General features: G+C 40.0%; 18 protein-coding genes. 12 read left to right on the top strand and 6 right to left on the bottom strand.

Translation table 11 applies throughout. The features are described 5' to 3' along the window. Nucleotides 1–300 precede the first annotated feature (300 nt). Nucleotides 301–825 carry a transcription elongation factor GreAB gene (locus RGE70_RS10035; RefSeq protein WP_310471316.1) on the bottom strand — a complete coding sequence of 175 codons (525 nt, stop codon included), beginning with the start codon at nt 823–825 and terminating at the stop codon, nt 301–303. Nucleotides 826–1,351: 526 nt separating this feature from the next. Continuing rightward, nucleotides 1,352–2,497: a JmjC domain-containing protein gene (locus tag RGE70_RS10040; protein WP_310471317.1), complete on the bottom strand. Its 1,146-nt coding sequence runs from the start codon at nt 2,495–2,497 to the stop codon at nt 1,352–1,354. A gap of 195 nt (nt 2,498–2,692) precedes the next feature. Between RGE70_RS10040 and RGE70_RS10045 the strand changes: the two genes are divergently transcribed. Next, nucleotides 2,693–3,361, top strand: coding sequence for a 3'-5' exonuclease (locus tag RGE70_RS10045; protein ID WP_310471318.1), 669 nt, complete (start codon nt 2,693–2,695; stop codon nt 3,359–3,361). A gap of 102 nt (nt 3,362–3,463) precedes the next feature. Here the strand turns inward: RGE70_RS10045 and RGE70_RS10050 are convergent, their stop codons facing one another. From RGE70_RS10050 to RGE70_RS10060, 3 genes are read right to left on the bottom strand one after another with little or no spacing between them, the layout of a single operon-like run. Then, nucleotides 3,464–3,895 (bottom strand): response regulator, encoded by a 432-nt coding sequence (locus RGE70_RS10050; RefSeq protein ID WP_310471319.1) that lies wholly within the window; start codon nt 3,893–3,895, stop codon nt 3,464–3,466. Then, a complete protein-coding gene (locus RGE70_RS10055) occupies nt 3,892–5,958 on the bottom strand; it encodes a CHASE domain-containing protein (RefSeq protein WP_375087843.1) in 2,067 nt (688 codons plus the stop codon). The genes RGE70_RS10050 and RGE70_RS10055 overlap by 4 nt, the downstream gene beginning before the upstream one ends. Nucleotides 5,959–5,986: 28 nt before the next feature. After that, nucleotides 5,987–7,684 carry a putative bifunctional diguanylate cyclase/phosphodiesterase gene (locus RGE70_RS10060; RefSeq protein WP_310471321.1) on the bottom strand — a complete coding sequence of 566 codons (1,698 nt, stop codon included), beginning with the start codon at nt 7,682–7,684 and terminating at the stop codon, nt 5,987–5,989. A gap of 446 nt (nt 7,685–8,130) precedes the next feature. On the opposite strand from RGE70_RS10060, the gene RGE70_RS10065 reads away from it, so the two are divergent. From RGE70_RS10065 to RGE70_RS10075, 3 genes are all read left to right on the top strand, one after another. Further along, entirely contained in the window at nt 8,131–9,315 is a 1,185-nt protein-coding gene (locus tag RGE70_RS10065; RefSeq protein WP_310471322.1) for a lanthionine synthetase C family protein, read from the top strand. A gap of 102 nt (nt 9,316–9,417) precedes the next feature. Then, nucleotides 9,418–9,555, top strand: a complete 138-nt coding sequence (locus RGE70_RS10070) for a DUF1289 domain-containing protein (protein WP_310472961.1) — start codon at nt 9,418–9,420, stop codon at nt 9,553–9,555. Nucleotides 9,556–9,670: 115 nt separating this feature from the next. Continuing rightward, nucleotides 9,671–10,291, top strand: a complete 621-nt coding sequence (locus RGE70_RS10075) for a fumarylacetoacetate hydrolase family protein (protein WP_310471323.1) — start codon at nt 9,671–9,673, stop codon at nt 10,289–10,291. A gap of 178 nt (nt 10,292–10,469) precedes the next feature. On the opposite strand, the gene RGE70_RS10080 is transcribed toward RGE70_RS10075, so the two are convergent. Then, nucleotides 10,470–11,162 carry a DUF3334 family protein gene (locus tag RGE70_RS10080; RefSeq protein ID WP_310471324.1) on the bottom strand — a complete coding sequence of 231 codons (693 nt, stop codon included), beginning with the start codon at nt 11,160–11,162 and terminating at the stop codon, nt 10,470–10,472. Nucleotides 11,163–11,498: 336 nt separating this feature from the next. Between RGE70_RS10080 and RGE70_RS10085 the strand changes: the two genes are divergently transcribed. From RGE70_RS10085 to RGE70_RS10120, 8 genes are all read left to right on the top strand, one after another. Continuing rightward, nucleotides 11,499–13,139 carry a methyl-accepting chemotaxis protein gene (locus RGE70_RS10085; protein ID WP_310471325.1) on the top strand — a complete coding sequence of 547 codons (1,641 nt, stop codon included), beginning with the start codon at nt 11,499–11,501 and terminating at the stop codon, nt 13,137–13,139. Nucleotides 13,140–13,555: 416 nt separating this feature from the next. Further along, complete coding sequence (locus RGE70_RS10090) at nt 13,556–13,813, top strand: HPr family phosphocarrier protein (RefSeq protein ID WP_310471326.1); 258 nt, start codon at nt 13,556–13,558, stop codon at nt 13,811–13,813. Between the two features lie 12 nt (nt 13,814–13,825). Further along, a complete protein-coding gene (gene ptsP / locus RGE70_RS10095) occupies nt 13,826–15,529 on the top strand; it encodes a phosphoenolpyruvate--protein phosphotransferase (protein WP_310471327.1) in 1,704 nt (567 codons plus the stop codon). Between the two features lie 59 nt (nt 15,530–15,588). Then, on the top strand, nt 15,589–16,098 hold the full coding sequence (gene crr / locus RGE70_RS10100; protein ID WP_310471328.1) for a PTS glucose transporter subunit IIA: 510 nt from the start codon (nt 15,589–15,591) through the stop codon (nt 16,096–16,098). Between the two features lie 203 nt (nt 16,099–16,301). After that, the gene (locus tag RGE70_RS10105; RefSeq protein ID WP_310471329.1) at nt 16,302–16,646 is read left to right on the top strand and encodes an arsenate reductase; all 345 of its coding nucleotides are present in this window, start codon (nt 16,302–16,304) and stop codon (nt 16,644–16,646) included. Beyond that, entirely contained in the window at nt 16,643–17,788 is a 1,146-nt protein-coding gene (gene dapE, locus RGE70_RS10110; protein WP_310471330.1) for a succinyl-diaminopimelate desuccinylase, read from the top strand. Before RGE70_RS10105 ends, dapE begins: the two co-directional genes overlap by 4 nt. Continuing rightward, on the top strand, nt 17,779–18,456 hold the full coding sequence (locus RGE70_RS10115; protein WP_310471331.1) for a M15 family metallopeptidase: 678 nt from the start codon (nt 17,779–17,781) through the stop codon (nt 18,454–18,456). Before dapE ends, RGE70_RS10115 begins: the two co-directional genes overlap by 10 nt. A gap of 38 nt (nt 18,457–18,494) precedes the next feature. Continuing rightward, nucleotides 18,495–19,340, top strand: a complete 846-nt coding sequence (locus RGE70_RS10120) for an alpha/beta fold hydrolase (RefSeq protein WP_375087844.1) — start codon at nt 18,495–18,497, stop codon at nt 19,338–19,340. Nucleotides 19,341–19,468: the final 128 nt, after the last annotated feature.

A 19,468-nucleotide genomic window follows, 5' to 3' on the forward strand; every position in this document is an offset into this window, starting at 1 on the left:
GGGTCCGTGTATCACTTTTTGACATTTGTCATAGTGCTGAATTTTAAAGGTTTTGTGAAATGTTAAAAAATTATCGATGCCTAGCAGCACTGTTTTTGGCATCTTTATTTGCGCCAAAATCGGTGTTTTACTCACTTTTGGGCATTAATGAGTTAGTTCCCTAACCCACTTTTGGACAAAATCTTCTTAGAGTTAATCTTAAAACGCTCTAGTTCACATCACGATAAGTATGGCTAAAATAGGAAAAGCTAGCAGAGGTTAGTCTTCAAATAAATGGCCAATTTAACCCCAAAAGTCACGTTAACCAATTGCACTGATCTCATATCGATGCACCACACCAGCGATGGTTAATACAATTTCAGCATCAAGCTCGCAATTAAATATTTGTTGCCCCAGAGGAGATTGTGGAGTAATGAGCATAAAAGAGCCCTGCTCTATCGCTACTTTTAGTCCGCCAGCGCTGGGGCCTATAAACAGTCGAGTGACCTTGTCTTGGTCATCAATCAGCTCAATGAAATCGCCTAAGCCTATGTGTTTAGTGCCGTTAGCCGCACTGGTTTTTTGGCTAGATAATGCAGCCCTTTGGTTATATAAAGCAAACATTTGCTGATAATTATGTATGTCAGCTTTGCACTCAGCTACTCGCACAGATTGCCCGTGAGCCAGATATGATGCTTCGAGTCCAAAGGTATCATATTTATTTTCTGCCACACTGTCGGTTCCTGTCGCCGTGTCATGTGCTCGTTTTGCTGCATCAACAGCAGATTGGTGGGCGCTTGCAAGTGCTTGCGTGATCGATTGCTCGATGATGGTTCTTGATAACAATTAACGGCCTATTGAGTAACAGTGACAGATTGAAGTTGTCATTGCGAGTTAAGTCATAACTTGGCAGCATAACATGCTTGATTAATCGGATAAATTAACTCGGTTAAAGCGTGTACTAACAGTGTAATGCTGGTGCTAACCGCGGGTTTTGTAAGCCTTGATTTTGTATGTCACATCAATAGGTAATTTTGTATTCTTATTTGACCGCTTGAGTATGGCTTTACTCTGACAAGAAATAGAAATTTTTAGTTAGCGGTGAAACCAAAAATGAAGTTAAAGCATTTGGTATGCAACAAAGCGCGCGTTTTGGGCATGAGCTACTCTGTGGCATTCAAGCCAACATAACAGTCATTAGCTTATACAAGAGAACGGCGGTAAACACTACAATATCACCGATGCGGAATGGCAATATACATTCAATTAATGTTAACGCTATTTGCTACGAGTATAACTATGCCAAAATGATAAAGCCTAATAGCAATACTATTAGGCAATAAACATCAATCACAATGACCAATTATTTCACTTAATCAATATCGTCAAAGTACCAGTAACCTGCGTTAACCCATTGCGTTAATTGAGTTAGCATTTGACCGTCTGCTAACCAAGGCGATAAGTCATCTTCGTTAAGTTGTTGTGTATTACATAATAAAGCAATTAACGCTGCTTTATCTTGTCCAAGTTGCTGCTGATCACCATTAATGTAAAACACACCATCATCGACCGTTGTTTCAAAATACAAACAACGTAACCCGCCAAGCTTAACCAATGGTTGTTGTTTAATGATTTCAGTGACATCGAGTTCACTTAAACCTAATGGTATATCAGGCAAGTCGAGTTCACACTTTGATTGTGTTAAGTAACGACCGCTAAACTCGCTCACTAATTTGTCATCTAATGTGGCAAGTAATTGCTGTTTAATCCGTGCTAAATCGCTGTTATTGACCACGCCAGAATGTTCGCAAAGTGCGCGGTCAGGATCAGCTATCTGTTCGTTACAGATATCATTATCGATAATGTGGTCAGCCAGAGCACTTACCATATCTTTTGCTGATGCAGTTCTGTAACCAACTGAAAAACTCATTGAAGGTTCTAAGGTTACACCGTCATGTGGGTACCCTGGTGGTAAATACAGGATGTCACCTGGCAGTAATTCAACATCTATGATGGGTTCAAATGCTTCGGTGTGCAGCAACGCAGGGTGCGCCGCAAACTCTTTGTGTGGACCTAAATCTCCCACTCTCCAACGACGACGTCCAGAGCCTTGGCAAATGAACACATCATAAAGGTCAATATGGGGACCTACTCCCCCACCGGGCATAGCAAAACTAACCATGACGTCATCTAAACGCCAGCGAGGAATAAAATCAAAACACTGGATTAAGTTTTCTGCTTCTGGCACCCAATTGTTTAGGGCCTGGACGATTAAAGTCCAATCTTTATCACCTAAGGCTTCATAAGATTCAAATGGGCCAAACTCAGCTTGCCACTCGTCGTTAGCTTTATAAACGCGGCGAGACTCAACCATTTCATCACAGGCTAGACCTGCCATCTCTTCTGGCGACAATAGATCTTGGAAATCTTTAAAGCCTTGACGGATCACCAGAGGTTTCTTTTGCCAATACTCTTCAAGAAACTGCTTTGACGTAATACCATTTAAATCTAGTTGCATATTTATTACTCACTGAAATTTGCGCGGAGTCTAGCAAATATTAGCAATCCGTAAATTGGCCTTGATCATAAAATGACACTTTGCCAGCACAATAACGCAGCTTATTATCAGCAAAGAAAACAATTACCAAATTTGAATTGACTCAATTAGCGCTCCAACTACAATAGTCGCAAATTTCACAAGACTCATATCACCGTGACACACTTTACAACTACATCACATGCTCAACGAACGCCTCCCCTTTCGAATAACAACGCAAATACTGTCATTGTATTGGATTTCGAAACCACGGGCTTATCACCAAATCAAGGCGATAGAGCTATTGAGATTGGTGCCGTAATGCTGAAAGATGGAATTGTTGTTGAACGATTTCAAGAACTAATGAACCCAGGTTTTCGTGTCAGTGGTTTTATTGAAAGTTACACAGGGATCACCAATCAAATGCTTAGCTCTGCGGCCCCGTGTGAAGAGGTAATGGAAAGATTTGCTGACTTCATTGGTGATTATAATATGGTGGCCCATAACGCTTCTTTCGATCAGCGTTTTTTAGATGCTGAACTTAAGCTCATTGACCGTCAATACACTGGTCAGTTTGCCTGTTCAATGCTAATCGCTCGCAGGCTTTACCAAGATGCCCCAAACCATAAGCTAGGCAGCTTAATCAATTACAAACAGATTAAACACGACGGTGTATTTCACAGAGCGCTAGCAGATTCAGAAATGACCGCAGATTTATGGTTGGTAATGCTTAATGATCTTAAGCTTCAGCATGATATTGTTAACCCTGAATTTAAGTTAATGCAAAAAATCACCAAGCAAAGTAAAGCTAATGTGATGCAGTATTTATCGCGCTACGCTAAATAGTACACGCACGATAAATGTCTAATTAAGCAGGTTAATAACACCTTCGCCTGCTTAATTGAAGCGCTGTTAACCATATAAATGTAATTACTTTTTGCTAGTGGACTATTTATTAGGCAGCTCAACAATTCTCCAATAATGGTCGAGTAAAGTAACCAATTCTTCAAAACCATTTTGGAGGTTTTCTTTTAAAATATAACCCGCTATGTTTTGATTGTAAGCTGCAAATTTATCTTCATCATCTTTACTCGTTGTGAGTACAAATACCACACTATTTTTTAAATTTGGATTATTCCTAAGCTCATCTAGCATCTCTAAGCCCCCCATTCTGGGCATATTTAGATCCAGCAAAATCAAAAATGGACGATAAACAGTGCCATTTTCTAATAACTCTAAGCCCATAATGCCATCTTTGGCTCGAATGATTGGGTTGATTATTTTTAACTTCCTAAAAGCACGCTCGATACTCATCGCGTCAACATCGTCATCCTCCACCAGCAAGATAGTGGCGTGCTTGTAATTCATATCTGTCATCATTTACTCTCGTTTTGTATATACATTGGTAAAGTAAAAACAAATCGAGTTCCACTCACCCCATCAGATTCAACTTGTATCGCGCCACCTTGGTAATCAAGAAGCTTTTTAATTATTGATAGTCCCATTCCACTGCCCTCAACCTCATCACGTGGGCGCAGCGTTTTGAATAACTCAAAAATATGCTGGTGATGTTGCTGCTTAATACCAGGGCCATTATCTTTCACAGCAAACTGATAAAATTGATTCACTTCTGTCACACTAACGGTTATGAGTAGTTTTTTGTCTTGTTTGTGTTTAATAGCATTCCCAATTAAATTTCTAAGTATCGTTTCTAACGGAGCAATAAATGCCATAACGTGTTTAACTTTACTATTAACAAAAATCGATACATCACTGGGTGGAGTTTGTAGTTCAAATATATTAATTACAAAAGCCTCAATGTTAATCGATTCAATCATCCCCATATTTTTACCAATACGTGAATAAGAGAGTAAATCTTCAAGCAACTTCTCTAAACGCATTGTCCGGTTCATTAGCATGACTAAGTTTTTGTTGGTCATATCATTAGCATAATCTGCCACATCTTCTTTTATCCATGAAGACAATTGCATAATGCCCCTTAATGGTGCCTTTAAGTCATGTGACGCTACATATGCAAAGTCATCGAGTTCTTTGTTGCTGCGTTTTAGTTCCGCGGTAATGCTAGCGTACTCAGTCATATCAATAATCGTTGTGATAGTTTTAACAACCCCATCATCTTCAAATTTTGACTCTCCAACCTCTATTGGAAATCGTGTTCCATCAGAATTAACACCAAAAAAGGCCTTCACGAGTTTTGGGTTTGAAGGCGCTATTTGAAAGTGATCATTATTTATCAGTTGTTCGTTAAACTTATCAGGGACGATTACTTCTATATGCTTACCGATTAATTGATCATTGCGATAGCCGAAAAGTGACTGTACCTGTGGGTTAATGTGCTCAATTATTCCTATTAAGTTTGTAATAATCATTCCACATGGAGCGGTCTCAATAATATGACGATAATATTCTTCTTTATTAGCTAAAGTTATTGCTCTTTGCTCTAAATTTGAAACCATAATTAAAATAACAAGTAACATTAGGTTAATGACTATCCCACCAGATAAGATCAATAATGGCTGTTTAGATCGAGTAAACTCTCGAAATGATTTAGCTGTTTGAATATTAAATGTCCAAGGTCTGCCATACATATCTACAGTTAACGTTTTGCTCAACAGAGGGTCTGGATCATAGTCATCGTTACCTTGTTTTAACTCATTATAGAGGCTGTTTTCGCCATCAAATATACTAAAAATAAGCTGCCGATTGCTTTGCTCCAAAGTGCCTTCAATTAATTTGTGCATAATGAATGGCGCATAAACCAAACCAACAAAATGCTGTTGACGCTGTTCAAGCGTATCAATATCGGTACTGTCATAAAAAGCAATGTACTGTAAAAAACCTGGCTTTTTTTTAGCATCTTGTACAAGCACTATCGGTGCCGTTATTTGAGTATTACCCGTGTTGCGAGCCTTATGTGCCGCACTTAATCGATTATGCTCAAACGCAATATCAAGTCCAACTGCTTGTTGATTGTCTTTTACAGGATAAATATATGTTATTGGCCAGTATTCAGAGTTGCCATGCTCAGGGTGGAGCTTAAAATCAGGGCGAATATTACGTTGCATCGCTAAAAATTCATCCAACTCAGGTGTTTCAACCTTGTAAATAACTCCAATACCATTAATACCCGGGTAAATATCAGGTAAGTGTAGCGACTCAGCAAAGCGGCTCCAATCATCGATTTGGGTGTCGTTTGCTAAAAATTGAACAGCTGCTGCACCTGTTTTTAATGCAACTTCATAATGAGTCATGCGTTCGGTTACATGGTCAAGTAATTGCTCAACTTGTATTTTAAACAGCTCGACTCTTTTATCTTCAATTTGATTATCGGACACCTTCCACGCAACAAAAGTTAGTAGCACGGATGACATAAGGACTAGCCAGTGTAAATAACGATTAGATCTGTTGTTATTAAAAACCATGAAACTACCCTAAAGTTAACTTTAATTATTATTGTAGAAAATGACTTTTTTCAATATCGAGTTGTGCAACAGGGTGTGAATAATAAAATCCTTGTACAGACTGAATTTGTAGGTCCTTGCATAAATCTGCATGAGCCTGGGTTTCAATACCTTCTGCAACTATGTCTATACCTAATATTCCGGCCATTGAAACAAGCCCCTCTATTAACGCTGCTCGCTTTAAGTCGCATCTATTTTTTGGCATTAAACTCTTATCTATTTTCACAATCGAAATAGGATAATTTCTTAAGTGAGCAATTGAGGAGAAACCGGTGCCAAAATCATCTAATGACAATCGACATCCTAATCCTGTGATCCCCTCTATAACTTGCCGAGTGGTCAACGTATCTTTAAACAAAGCGGTTTCAGTTAACTCAATCTCGATTAACTCAGCCGGGACTTGATATTTTTCCAATAAGTTTTTAAATGACTTTACTATGGTAAGGTCACCTAACTGTATGGCAGACACGTTAATCGACATTGTGAAAGGCATAGCTCTTTTACGATTCCACTTTGACAAAGTTGAAATGGCTTCTTCAATAACCCATAAACCAATCATTGATATTTGATGGGTTTCTTCAGCGATTTCAATAAAGTCACACGGAGACCTTAAACGACCATCAATATTCCAACGAAGCAAAGCTTCAAATCCAGTTACATGTTCGTTTGCTGGATCTATAACCGGCTGGTAGTGAAGATGAAACTGATTTTTCTCTATGGCTGTTCTTAGATCTATCTCAACCTTCAGGCGTTGATGAAACTTTTGCTGCATCTCATCTTCAAAAAAGCAAACCTGATTTCTGCCCTGCTTTTTTGCACGATACATAGCAATATCGGCATACTTAAATAATTCTTCACTCGTACCACCATTTACAGGGTGAAGTGCTATCCCGATGCTAACCGTGGAGTTAATCGTGGTAGAAGCAAGCTCTAGGGGAACTTGCATTGCGGCAATAATACGCTGCGCAATCATATGAGCCTGCTCACTGCTTTCTAAATTACATAAGGTAATAGCAAATTCATCGCCGCCTAATCTTGAAAACAATTCGTTGCCCCGAAGACACGCTTTAATTTTACTCACTGTTTTTTTGAGAAAAACATCCCCTACATCATGCCCAAAGTTATCATTTATCAACTTAAAATTATCAATATCAAGTAATAACAATGCCAGCGTATGTTCATGCCGCCGGTTATTAGCAATGGCCAGCTTTAATGATTCATCAAAAAAATATCGGTTTGGTAAACCCGTTAAAGAGTCTGTTTCTGCTAAAGATTTTACTTTTTGGTAAGTTTCATAAAGCTTTTTTTCTAAATCATTTCGTGTAGTTGAGTGAAGAATCGCCCTACGCAATTTTTTTTCAGATATTTCTGATTTAACTAAAAAATCTTGTGCTCCGGCTTTAATACATTCTAATGCTAAGGCTTCATCTTCAGAACCGCTCATCATGACAATTGCAATACTCGAATTTTTTGATTCATTTCTGATCTCAACCATCATTTCAATGCCATCACGCAATGGCAAATTATAGTCAAGCAATACAACATCAAATGTATTTTCAGAGTAGAGCTGTAAGCCTTGTTCAACGGTAATTGCTTCTGTAATACGTACGCTCAAGTCACTTTTTTTCAAAGTACGTACAATAGCAGCCCTATCGACCATATCATCATCTACAAGTAGAATATCCATTTCACCTCTAAATCCATTTATCATCATTTAGTGTTACAAAGTCAAAAATGATATTTACGGCCATTAAATGTATTGCTTAAATATATTTTGCGAGCAATTAAGTTGTTTCCTACAAAGTTAATTAGCTAGCTATAATATTCCTAAAACAGAGTATAGTTAAATTATGTCATCTGGGTTTTATTCTTTTATTAGTAGTGCGATTCACCCTATTTATCGTGATGTATGTATTTGCTATGTAAAACTTTTGCTTGATAATTATCACAGCCAGCTAAACTAAAGGATTGATTTTGGATTAGGTTAATTTGTTAAAAATGGATGTTCGTCTAGCAGGTTTCTTATCTAGGTCACCACAGCTTTCACTTGAGTATTGCTTAGACTTATTTTGCACGTAAACATTGTGATATTCTCCAATCAGCCCTTTTTTAATAATGCAGTGGAGTATTAAGTTGTTGTTTAGTAGAGAAAGACATTGTGACCTTGGCTTTCCAGAATGGAACACCACTACTGCTTATATATTTATAGAACAGCTATTTCAAACTATAGAGCAGCGTTTTAACCCTATTAATGGTTGGTCTACGGCTACTGGCGCACTGAAATATTCATTGTATGGTGGTGATGCCGGCACGTGCTGGTCACAAACCTACTTAGCAAAATTTGGTTACGGTACAGAAAACTCTCAATATAACGGTTTTTTGGATATGGCATTGCCTCAACATACTCAAGCACTGACACAAGAATTCACATCAGCCCAGTACCAACAGGGTTTATTAATTGGAAAACTTGGCCTGCTTGTAGCGCAAAACGCAGATAAAAGCACAGCCAAGTTAACTCAAAGCATAATAACTTCCATATCTGAGCTTACCAATAACACTGTATGTGAATATATGTGGGGCTCACCAGGAGCGTTAGCTTTTGCAGCCTTTAATAAAGCAACAACAGCTTCATATATTCCTCTAATAAAAGACATTATCAGCAGCCTCGAAACACAGCTTATTGACTCTACCAGTCTTGGGGTTAAAGTGTGGCAACAGAACTTATATTCACAAAAAATCTGCCATTTAGGCGCTGTACATGGCTTTGCTGGCAACGCTTTTAGCATTATAAAATCGTTAGCTATTGTTGATGATAAATCAGCTAACAACTGGAAAAGCATCATAATTAACACCATTAAACAAACGGTTATACATGATGGCAGCAGAGCTAATTGGCCTCAAAGCATTGATGGAAATCGTTTTGGTAGAGATGAATTGCTAGTACAGTTTTGCCATGGCGCTCCTGGTATCATTTGCTGTGTCATTGATTTATTCGGTATCGATAACGAGTTTGATCAACTCATGATTGGCGGAGCAGAGCTGGCATGGCAAGCTGGTCCGCCCAAAAAAGGCGTCAACTTATGCCACGGTATTGCTGGAACGGGTTATTGTTTTCTAAAACTATTTAAGGCGACAGGCGATGAAAAATGGCTAATGCGAGCTCGCATGTTTGCATCACTGGCGATCTATCAGGCGCAACAATCTCAATTATCAGGTCAATATAACCTGTCACTTTGGAACGGTGACTCAGGTTTAGCTCACTTTATTCATCAGTGTATTAACGCAACCAGCGATATTCCAACAATGGACTATTTCTAAATCAATCACGACTAGGTCAACCAAAGGGTTTTGTAGCAAGAAAATTCACATTGGAGCAACAGTATCAATAACTTAGACAATCTAAAAGTTAAAAGTCCATGTATAGGCCATTGTCAGCTCGATGATAATAATCAGTGCAGAGGTTGCTTTCGACTCATGTCTGAAATTACTGGCTGGTTGAATACATCAGAAACTGAAAAGAAACAAATTGTCAGCCTATGTCACGCCAGAAAAGAGTAATTTGTACAGTGCGAACTAAAACCAAATGATTAATCTATCAAAGGTTACTTTCTGTAATGCTGTCAGCTTAGCTGGCTTTAACAACACTGAATCCAATTAAGAATAGAGGTTTTCGATGTCCAATTATGTCAGTTTCAACGGTAAACAAGTGTGTCCGTCAAAAATCGTTTGTGTAGGCCGAAACTACGTTGACCACATTATTGAATTAGGTAATGAAATCCCGCAGTCTCCTGTTATTTTTATGAAATCTAACTCGGCAATTTCTAGTGATATATATACTCATCCAACAGATAGCATTCACTATGAAGGCGAAATATCATTTATCATCGTTGGAAAAAAAATTGCTGGGGTGGGTTTTGGCTTAGACCTCACGAAAAGAGCGATTCAATCTCAGTTAAAACAAAAAGGACTACCTTGGGAGCGTGCCAAAACATTTGATCGCTCCGCTGTTTTTAGCCAATTTGTTTCCATTGAAGACGTGTCCCAGATCAGCATGCAATTACATATTAATGGCACGTTAGCTCAATCATCTGGTTGCCATTGCATGATAAACTTACCAGCAGCTTTAATTGCAGATATAAGCTCATTTATGACGCTGGAAACGCATGATGTCGTGATGTCAGGTACTCCAAGTGGTGTCGGTGAAGTACATTCTCATGACGAGTTTGTCGGTAGTATTTATGATGGTGAGCAACTGTTAGTACAACAACGCTGGCTGGTTAAAGACATTATTTGAGAATAAACACTGTGCTTACACCTCAAATAATGAGTAATACTAACAATCAAACTGGTACAAATAACAAACTGGTATATATAACAACCTATAAAGACAAATATATATCGCCAATAGCCTGAAAAACCACTAGCGTTATTAAATTGGTTACCAGTTATCACCGTCGATTTAAGCCCTTAGCTTAAATTCCTAGCTCATCAAACAAGTCATCGGCACTGGGCTCTATTTGTGTATCATCTTGTTTTGGTTGTTTTTTGGCTATCGAATTTTGTCCATGCTCAGCTATTAATTGGTCTGGGTCAACATCAGAGTCAATATCAAAATCTGTCAATTGATTAAACTCGGTTTTATCCATCGCAAACTCCAGATAAAACACATGGTGATTTTGTGTTTTAAATGCTACCCGCCTTGCAACTGCGTCGTCTAAATTGGTATCAATCGATATTGTTAGCTCTTTATTGATAGTTAACATTTTTGGCTGACTTTGGCTGATAACAGTCTGTAATTCGTTATTCACCTTATTGATAAAGTTACCGAGCATCTGGTTCATTAGTTCGCCAATCACGTCACCAACTTCATCTGAAGTATGAGAAAACGCTAATTCTGATTCTGGCATCCCCATATTCAACATATATTCGCGATAAATTTCAACTGCAGCAGGCGCCGAAAAGTTAATAACCACTAAACCAGAGAACCCACCATCAAATATAGAAAAACAACCAAGATCGGGCTTTAAACATGTACGTGTAATAGATTGCACCATGCCAGCATGCGTGATCTGGCTATTGGTCGTATGGGACAACACATGTGAAACAGATAGGCACAGTTTGCGCAATATATCGTCAGTTGTTACAGTATTTTGGTTAAGTGGCATAATAAAAACCTTATTGTTATCATCGTTGTATATTGCCGTAAAACATTTACATTTCAAAGCGAAAAACATACAGAACACAACAATTTAACCAACTTATCACTCATGCTCATACCATTACATTTTAATCAAGCAACACAAATCAATGTTGAGCTACCCTCGCCTGAACCTGCCTCTGTAACTAGACTTAACACACATAACATAAAGTCAATGGCAGTATTTAGTAGAGGCAGTTAACGTTTTTCGAATATAGCCGCTGCTATTGGTACTATTTTATTGGTAGAAACGGTACATTTTGCAAATTCCAATTCCACTTATTAAAAGTAGAGCTTAGCAATTATGACCGCGCTATTAAGACAACTAACGATTCTTCAACGCCTCATTTTAATGTTATTTCTGGCCGCTATTGGTACAGTTGTCTTTGCTAGCTTTTCAGTTAACGAACAATACCACAATCTTATCGAGCAAAAGTGGCAACAAAATGATGCGCAGTTGCATACCGTTGTTAGCGTCATCGACGCATATAGAAAACAAAGCACATTGGGAAAAGTGTCGCAGCAACAGGCAAAGTCCAACGCTGCTAAGCTTATTAATCAAATTCATTTTGGTGACGACGGCTACTTTATTTTATTAGATAAAAATAAAACCATATTAGCGCATGGCGAAAATGAACAAGCAATAGGTCACAGCATTGACAGGATCAGCCAACTAGGCGGACCAACAACACTTTCAGAAATCGTCACAGCAGCTAACAGTAAGGGAATGGCGCAAGGCCAAGCTAATTTTTTAAACCCTCAAAGCCAACTGGTTGAAACTAAATTACTTGAAGCAAGAACTTATCCTGCTTGGGGTTGGACTATTATCACTGGCAGTTATAAAAGCGATATTACCAAAGTAATGAAGGCGGTTGCTGTTGATTATCTAATCATAATGTTGATGATCTCAATTCCAATTTTTGTATTTTTTGTGGTACTCAACCTTTCAATCACTAGCCCACTTAAAGAAGCAATTGCTGCATTGCATAATATTGCCAACGGTGAAGGCGATTTAACGAAAAGGCTACCAACTAAAGGTAAAGACGAGGTGGCTGAGCTTGCATTAGCATTTAACGTGTTTGTGAAAAAAATTGCAGACACAGTGTCACGACTACAGCCTTTAGGCAAAGATCTAGACAATGACGCGGTGCTATTGCTCGACTTAGTCGAGCAATCAAATCAAGGTGTTGGACATCTGCACCAAGAAACCAGCAATGTCGCTACCGCTATAAACCAAATGCTATCTACCACACAAGAGATGGCCACCAACACTAACCAAGCTGCAGACGCGGCAAGCAGCGTGAAACAACAAGCCCAACTTAGCATGCAGAAAATGGATGATACGTTAGGTAATACCCAGCTTTTAGTTGAAGAGTTAAAAGCCTCTGAGCAAATCACCTTAGAACTTGGCGCATCATCAAAACAAATTGGCAGTATCTTAGATGTGATCCGAGGTATAGCAGAACAAACCAACCTGCTAGCTCTTAATGCAGCCATTGAAGCCGCCCGAGCGGGGACGCATGGACGTGGTTTTGCTGTTGTTGCTGACGAAGTACGGGCTTTAGCCAATCGCACTCAAGAGTCAACCAATGAGATCCATAAAATCATCAGCGAGATCCAAACCGGTGTTAGCTCAGTAATATCAAGCAACGAACGAACTCAACATCAGTCTGAACAAGTCCAAAACCAAGCTAAAGGTGTTGGGCATTCGCTTGGAGAAATTTTAGATTTAATCGCACATATCAGCGATATGAATACCCAACTGGCAAGCGCCACTGAAGAACAGTCGTTAGTGACAGCTGAAGTGAATCGCAATATTAGCAGCATTACAACACTGACTGAGGCATCTGTTAAATCGATTGAAATTAATCGACATGCTGCTGAATCTCTGCAGTCTATTAGTAAAGATTCAGCAACCACGCTCGGGCATTTTAAAGTCAGTTAACCTACTTGGGCACCTTTCTTGGTGCCCTTTATCCTTTCTAAATCTATGCTAAGGTAAATAACTGTTTCTATTATAATCAGTCAACGGCTTGGCTTTCAGGCTTTCAGGCTTTCAAAAACGATTGCCTAATTGATAGCAAAATGCGAAGTTCTGTTAGATAAGCTCATTAATACCGATAGCACAGAGCAAGCAATAAATAACATGTTTAGCCGAGCAGCAAGTTAACCGCGGTATCGATTAGAGCCCAGTTAAATAACGTTAGATTAGCAGGCAACGTGATCAACTCTATAGGCAAGTAGTGCCATTTTGTATTAAGTCGTCAGCTGCAAAACCGACAATCTTTGAGGGTAAATTAAGCTCATATTAATTAGATTACTCCGTTCATTAAGCTTCAGAGACTGCAGTGGGAGAATAATATGCATGAGAAGGTAGTCACAATCACGGCTAAACACGGGATCCACACTCGCCCTGCGGCGCTGTTAGTGAAAAAAGCAAAATCGTTTGACTGCGATATTATGGTTGAATGTAATGGTAAACAAGCCAGTGCTAAAAGCTTGTTTAAATTACAAACATTAGGGTTATACTTTGGCATACAAGTAAAAGTGTTCGCGACAGGAGAGCAAGCGCAACAAGCGGTTGAAGAGGTGTCGGAACTACTCATTACACTCAGCTAAAGGGGCGCCGTCATGTCGATTAAAGGAATTGCGGTATCATCAGGCATTGCATTCGGTAAAGCATTACATCTTAATCTCCACCCTGTAAAAATTAACTATCAGCGCCTGCCCACTGCAGCGATCACAGTTGAACAAACCAAAGTTACACACGCATTTATCCAGCATAAAAATTACTTAACAAATTGTTTAACCCAACTAAAAGTTGATAATCAACATTACGCATTGATTGAGGCAGATCTGCTTTTTCTTGATGATGAAGAGCTTCTCGATACAATACATAATGACATTAGCCAACTGCAAATTAACGCTGAGATGGCACTGGAACGGGTATTTTCGCATCAAGCATTTGAATTAGAGCAACTGGACGATCCTTACTTAGCTAACCGTGCAGAAGATGTGCAATGTCTTGGCCGTCGATTAATTGCTAAGGTGAATGGTACCGAACATGTTGCACTAACAGAGCTGCAGCAGCCAACCGTGATTTTTGCACACGACTTAACTCCGGCTGAGTTTGCCTTGTTGCCGTTAGAGCATATATCTGGCCTGGTGCTCAGCACTGGGGGGATCACAAGCCATACTGCGATTTTAGCTCGCAGCGCAGCATTGCCAACCCTACTAAGTTGTCATTACGAGGGTAAGCAAATTACTAATGGTGATTCAGTCATCATAAATGCGATAGAAGGCGAGCTGCACCTAAATCCAACAGCCAATACTATTAGTAAACTGTCTCAACTAAGCCAACAAGAACAAAGCCGGAAGCAACAATTATTACAGCTCAAAGAACTCCCAACAGAAACACTAGACGGCCACAGCGTTTCATTACTCGCAAATGTTGGTAGCCTGAATGAAATAAGCCACTTGGCAGATATTGGCGCCGAAGGCGTTGGATTATTCAGAACTGAGTTCATGTTAATGAACGCATCGACGCTACCACAAGAAAAAGCGCAATATCAATTTTACTGCGATGCACTGCACCTTATGCAAGGTAGACCATTAACAATCCGTACGCTCGACCTCGGTGCAGACAAAGAGATCCCCTGTTTAACCCCAGGCGATGAACTTAACCCCGCCCTCGGGTTCAGGGGGATCCGTTACACGCTCGCGCACCCTGAAATATTAACAGTGCAATTAAGAGCCATTTTACGGGCCGCCAACCACGGACCGATAAGATTAATGTTTCCGATGCTAAACCAAGTTGAAGAGCTCGACATGGTATTTGAGTTAATAGAGCAATGTAAACGAAGCTTAAACCAAGAAGAGAAAGGTTTTGGAGCTCTCAGTTATGGTATTGTTGTTGAAACACCAGCTGCGGTTATAAACTTGGCATCTATGTTACCAAAACTTGATTTTATCAGCATTGGCACCAATGACTTAACTCAATATGCAATGGCTGCAGATAGAACCAACCCCGATCTAACGCGGCAGTACCCTTCTCTATCACCGGCGATCTTAACCTTAATAAAAATGAGCATCGACAGTGCTAAACGCCAGCAAGTGACGGTATCAGTATGTGGGGAGTTGGCCAGTGATCCGGTAGTTGCGCCATTATTGATTGGCATGGGAGTTGATGAATTAAGTATTAACTTATCAGCCCTACTCGAAGTTAAATCAGTAATAAGAGCAACTAATTACTCAAAATGTATTGAAATAGCAGCACAATCGATTAAAAAAACAAGAATTGAAGAATTAAACCGATATATATCCGGTCTTATATAATAGATTTATAATGTAAGCAGTTTAATTTGAATTCGATATTGATTCCAAGGGGCAAATGAATGGGATTTTTAAGCCGCATTAGACGTCTTGTGTCTGGACAAACAGACATCGCAGGGGCAGTTAATATATATGCACCTGTTTCAGGAAAAATAGTGGCTATCGAAAAGGTACCAGATGTTGTTTTTTCAGAAAAAATTGTCGGCGATGGCCTAGCGATTGCCCCTACAGGGCACCAAATACTCGCCCCCATTGATGGCACTATAGGTAAAATCTTTGAAACAAACCACGCCTTCAGTATCGAATCTGCACAAGGGGTTGAAATTTTTGTGCATTTTGGCATAGGCACGGTTGAGTTAAGAGGCAACGGCTTTAAACGACTTGCACAAGAGGGACAAACGGTACAAGTAGGCCAGCCCATTGTTGAGTTTGATATCGCTTACCTTAAAGAACATGCCGATAGTTTATTAACCCCCGTTCTCATTGCAAATATGGAAGACATACAGGGTTTAGAGAAAAAACAGGGGCATATAGAAGCAGGCAAAGACATCATTTTTACTGTCACTATGTAAATATCCCGCCCTTAAGGTAAACAGCTTTATTCCCACATCAAGCTGTTTACTTCCCAACCACCAACGATATATGCGCAGCCCAAATAGCAACCAAAATATTGATTAACATTCAAAAAGGCTAAAGCAGGTCATTTCACCCTTGAGCCTTTCTACAAGCAATGCCACAATGCCATAACAACAAAAATAAATAGGGAGTCTCCGTTTTGACACTTTTTGGCATTAAAAATTGCGACACTGTCCGTAAAGCACGTAAATGGCTAGAACAAAATGAACTTGATGTCGATTTCCACGACTTTCGTGAAGATGGGCTTAGCGCTGCTACCATCGAGCAATGGTGCGAAATGATTAGTTGGGAAACCTTATTTAATAAGCGTAGTACCAGCTTTAGAAATTTAACCGAAGCTGAAAAGTCCGATATCACCCAGAAAAAGGCGATTGCGTTAATGGAGCTCTACCCCACATTAGTCAAAAGGCCAGTATTGGTATGTAAGGGGAAAATTAAAGTAGGCTTTAAAGAAGCGGAATATAAAGCGTGGTTCAACCTATGACCCAAAAAAATGATTCTTCAGTGCTTGCACTCGCAAAAGATCTTATCTCTCGCGCATCCATTACCCCGTTAGACGAAGGCTGCCAACCGTTAATGGCGGCTAGGCTAGAAAGTGCCGGTTTTAATATTGAAAATATGGTGTTTGAAGACACCACCAATATGTGGGCGAGAAAAGGCAGTCAGCACCCAGTATTTTGTTTTGCTGGCCATACCGATGTTGTACCCGCTGGCGATGTATCTCGCTGGCATACACCGCCGTTTGAACCCGTTGTGATTGACGACTACTTACACGGTCGAGGCGCAGCAGACATGAAAGGCTCACTTGCGGCAATGGTTGTGGCTACCGAACGTTTTGTCAAAAAACACCCTGATCATCAAGGTTCAATCGCATTTTTAATTACTAGCGATGAAGAAGGTCCATTTATTAACGGCACCACTCGGGTTATTGATACGCTAGAGGCGCGTAATGAAAAAATTACTTGGTCATTAGTCGGTGAACCCTCATCAACCCATAAACTAGGCGATATCGTTAAAAACGGACGACGAGGCAGCCTTACCGGAAACCTTACTGTTAAAGGGGTGCAAGGTCACGTTGCCTACCCTCACCTTGCTGATAACCCAATTCACAAAGCTGCACCCGCGCTGGATGAATTGGCTCGTATGAAATGGGATAACGGTAATGAGTTTTTCCCGCCGACCAGCTTCCAAATTGCAAACATTAATGGCGGCACAGGTGCATCGAACGTCATTCCTGGAGCCTTGGAGGTCATGTTTAACTTCAGGTACTCAACTGAAGTAACTGCAGAAGTCTTGATTGAACGCGTGCTTAATATTTTAGATGCACACGGATTAGACTACGATATTAGCTGGATATATAACGGTTTACCGTTTCTAACTGGCGACGGTCCGCTGCTTGATGCAACCCGCAATGCAATTAAAAAAGTCACCGGTATCACAACTGACCCGCAAACATCGGGTGGCACCTCAGATGGGCGTTTTATTGCGCCAACGGGTGCTCAAGTTATTGAATTAGGCCCGGTTAATGCCACCATTCATAAAATTAACGAATGCGTTAAAGTATCCGATCTGGAACAGCTCGCATTATGTTATGAAGCAATTTTGGAAAACTTGCTGTGCCAATAGTCTCCCCGCACCTTTACGGCTTAAGCAGTTCCCATTTAGTTGATTACACTGGGCACTTACTAGAGCAACAAACCGCGATGGCATTTGAAAAAATGCGCATAGCTGCCAAAGTTGACGGCATAGACATCGCTATTTGTTCTGCTTACCGAAGTTTTGAGCGTCAGCAAAGTATTTGGAATGCAAAAGCTAATGGCAAGCGGGTGATTCTGGACAAACATTCTCAGCCGATCGACATTAGCACAAAAACAGCAACCGAAATAATTGATCTAATCTTAATCTGGTCAGCCTTACCTGGTACCTCTCGACACCACTGGGGTACTGACATCGATATTTTTGATGCTAAGCAAATATCAAAGCAAGAATTACAGCTGATTTCACCAGAGTACCAACAAAATGGCCCTTGCTTTGCGCTTAGTCAGTGGCTAGCAACTAATGCCCAGCTTTTTGGATTTTATTTGCCTTTTCAAACCGGTTTTAGCGGCGTAACAGCGGAACCATGGCACCTCAGTTATTACCCTGTAGCACAAGGCTACCTTGACAATTTTAACGTCGAAAGCCTACGAGAAGTATTAGATAAGTCCGCGGTGGTAAATAAAGCATCGATACTGCCAAAACTGATATCATTAACCCAAGAATATGTTTATCGGATCGCGCCAATCCCGTTATAATCACCTTAAAACTGTAATAACAAATTATTTCACAATTGATGAGAATACTCGTGAACAATCAAGATTTCGCAAGCCATAGAAAGCAATTTACTTTTGATAATCAAACGCTCAGTTATATTGATATTGGACAAGGCCCAGTACTGTTGTTTGGACATGCCTACCTGTGGGATGCACAAATGTGGGCACCGCAGATCATAGAGCTCAGTCAACAATATCGTTGTATTGTGCCTGATCTTTGGGGTCATGGTTTATCGTCAACCATGCCTGAAAATTGCCGCAACTTGCGTGATATTTCATCTCAAATGCTAACGTTTATGGATGCAATTGGAATTGACACATTTTCAATCATAGGATCATCGGTTGGTGCAATGTGGGGGGCAGAAATGGCATTAGCCGCCCCAGAACGTGTGCAACGGTTAGTCATGCTCAATAGTTTCATTGGCTATGAGCCAGAAATAACAAGAGACAAATTTAACGCTATGCTTAACGTTATCAAAACAGAGCAATGTGTTTCAGCCAAAATCCGCCAAGCAATTGTACCGCTTTTCTTTGCACAACAAGCCAAGCCTGAGTTAGTCGAGCACTTTAATAACACTCTTGATTCAATCGATAACGAGCCAAAAATCGATACTATTTGCCGATTAGGTAATATGATTTTTGGCCGTCGCGACACCACAGAGGAAGCAGAAGCATTGTCTCTACCTTGTTTGATTATGGCTGGTGCTCAAGACAAAATTCGCTCAGTGCTAGAAAGCTATTTAATGCAGGATGTTATTCGTGGCAGTGAGTTTGTTCAAATTCCTGATGCTGGCCATATTTCAACACTCGAGCAAGCTGATTTTATTAACCAACGTTTGAGCCAGTTTTTAACCCCGAGTGAATAACTCGCAACTGATGCCGATAGCCATGTTGATTTAGTTGTAAAAGCTTAACAATTGATTAAGGTTTGTGCACTATGATTTATCCAAATTATAGCGCCAAACCTATACAACTGAATAGACCAGCCAAGCTG

Origin of the sequence: Shewanella youngdeokensis (assembly GCF_033180165.1) — a bacterium.
GTDB lineage: Bacteria > Pseudomonadota > Gammaproteobacteria > Enterobacterales > Shewanellaceae > Shewanella > Shewanella youngdeokensis.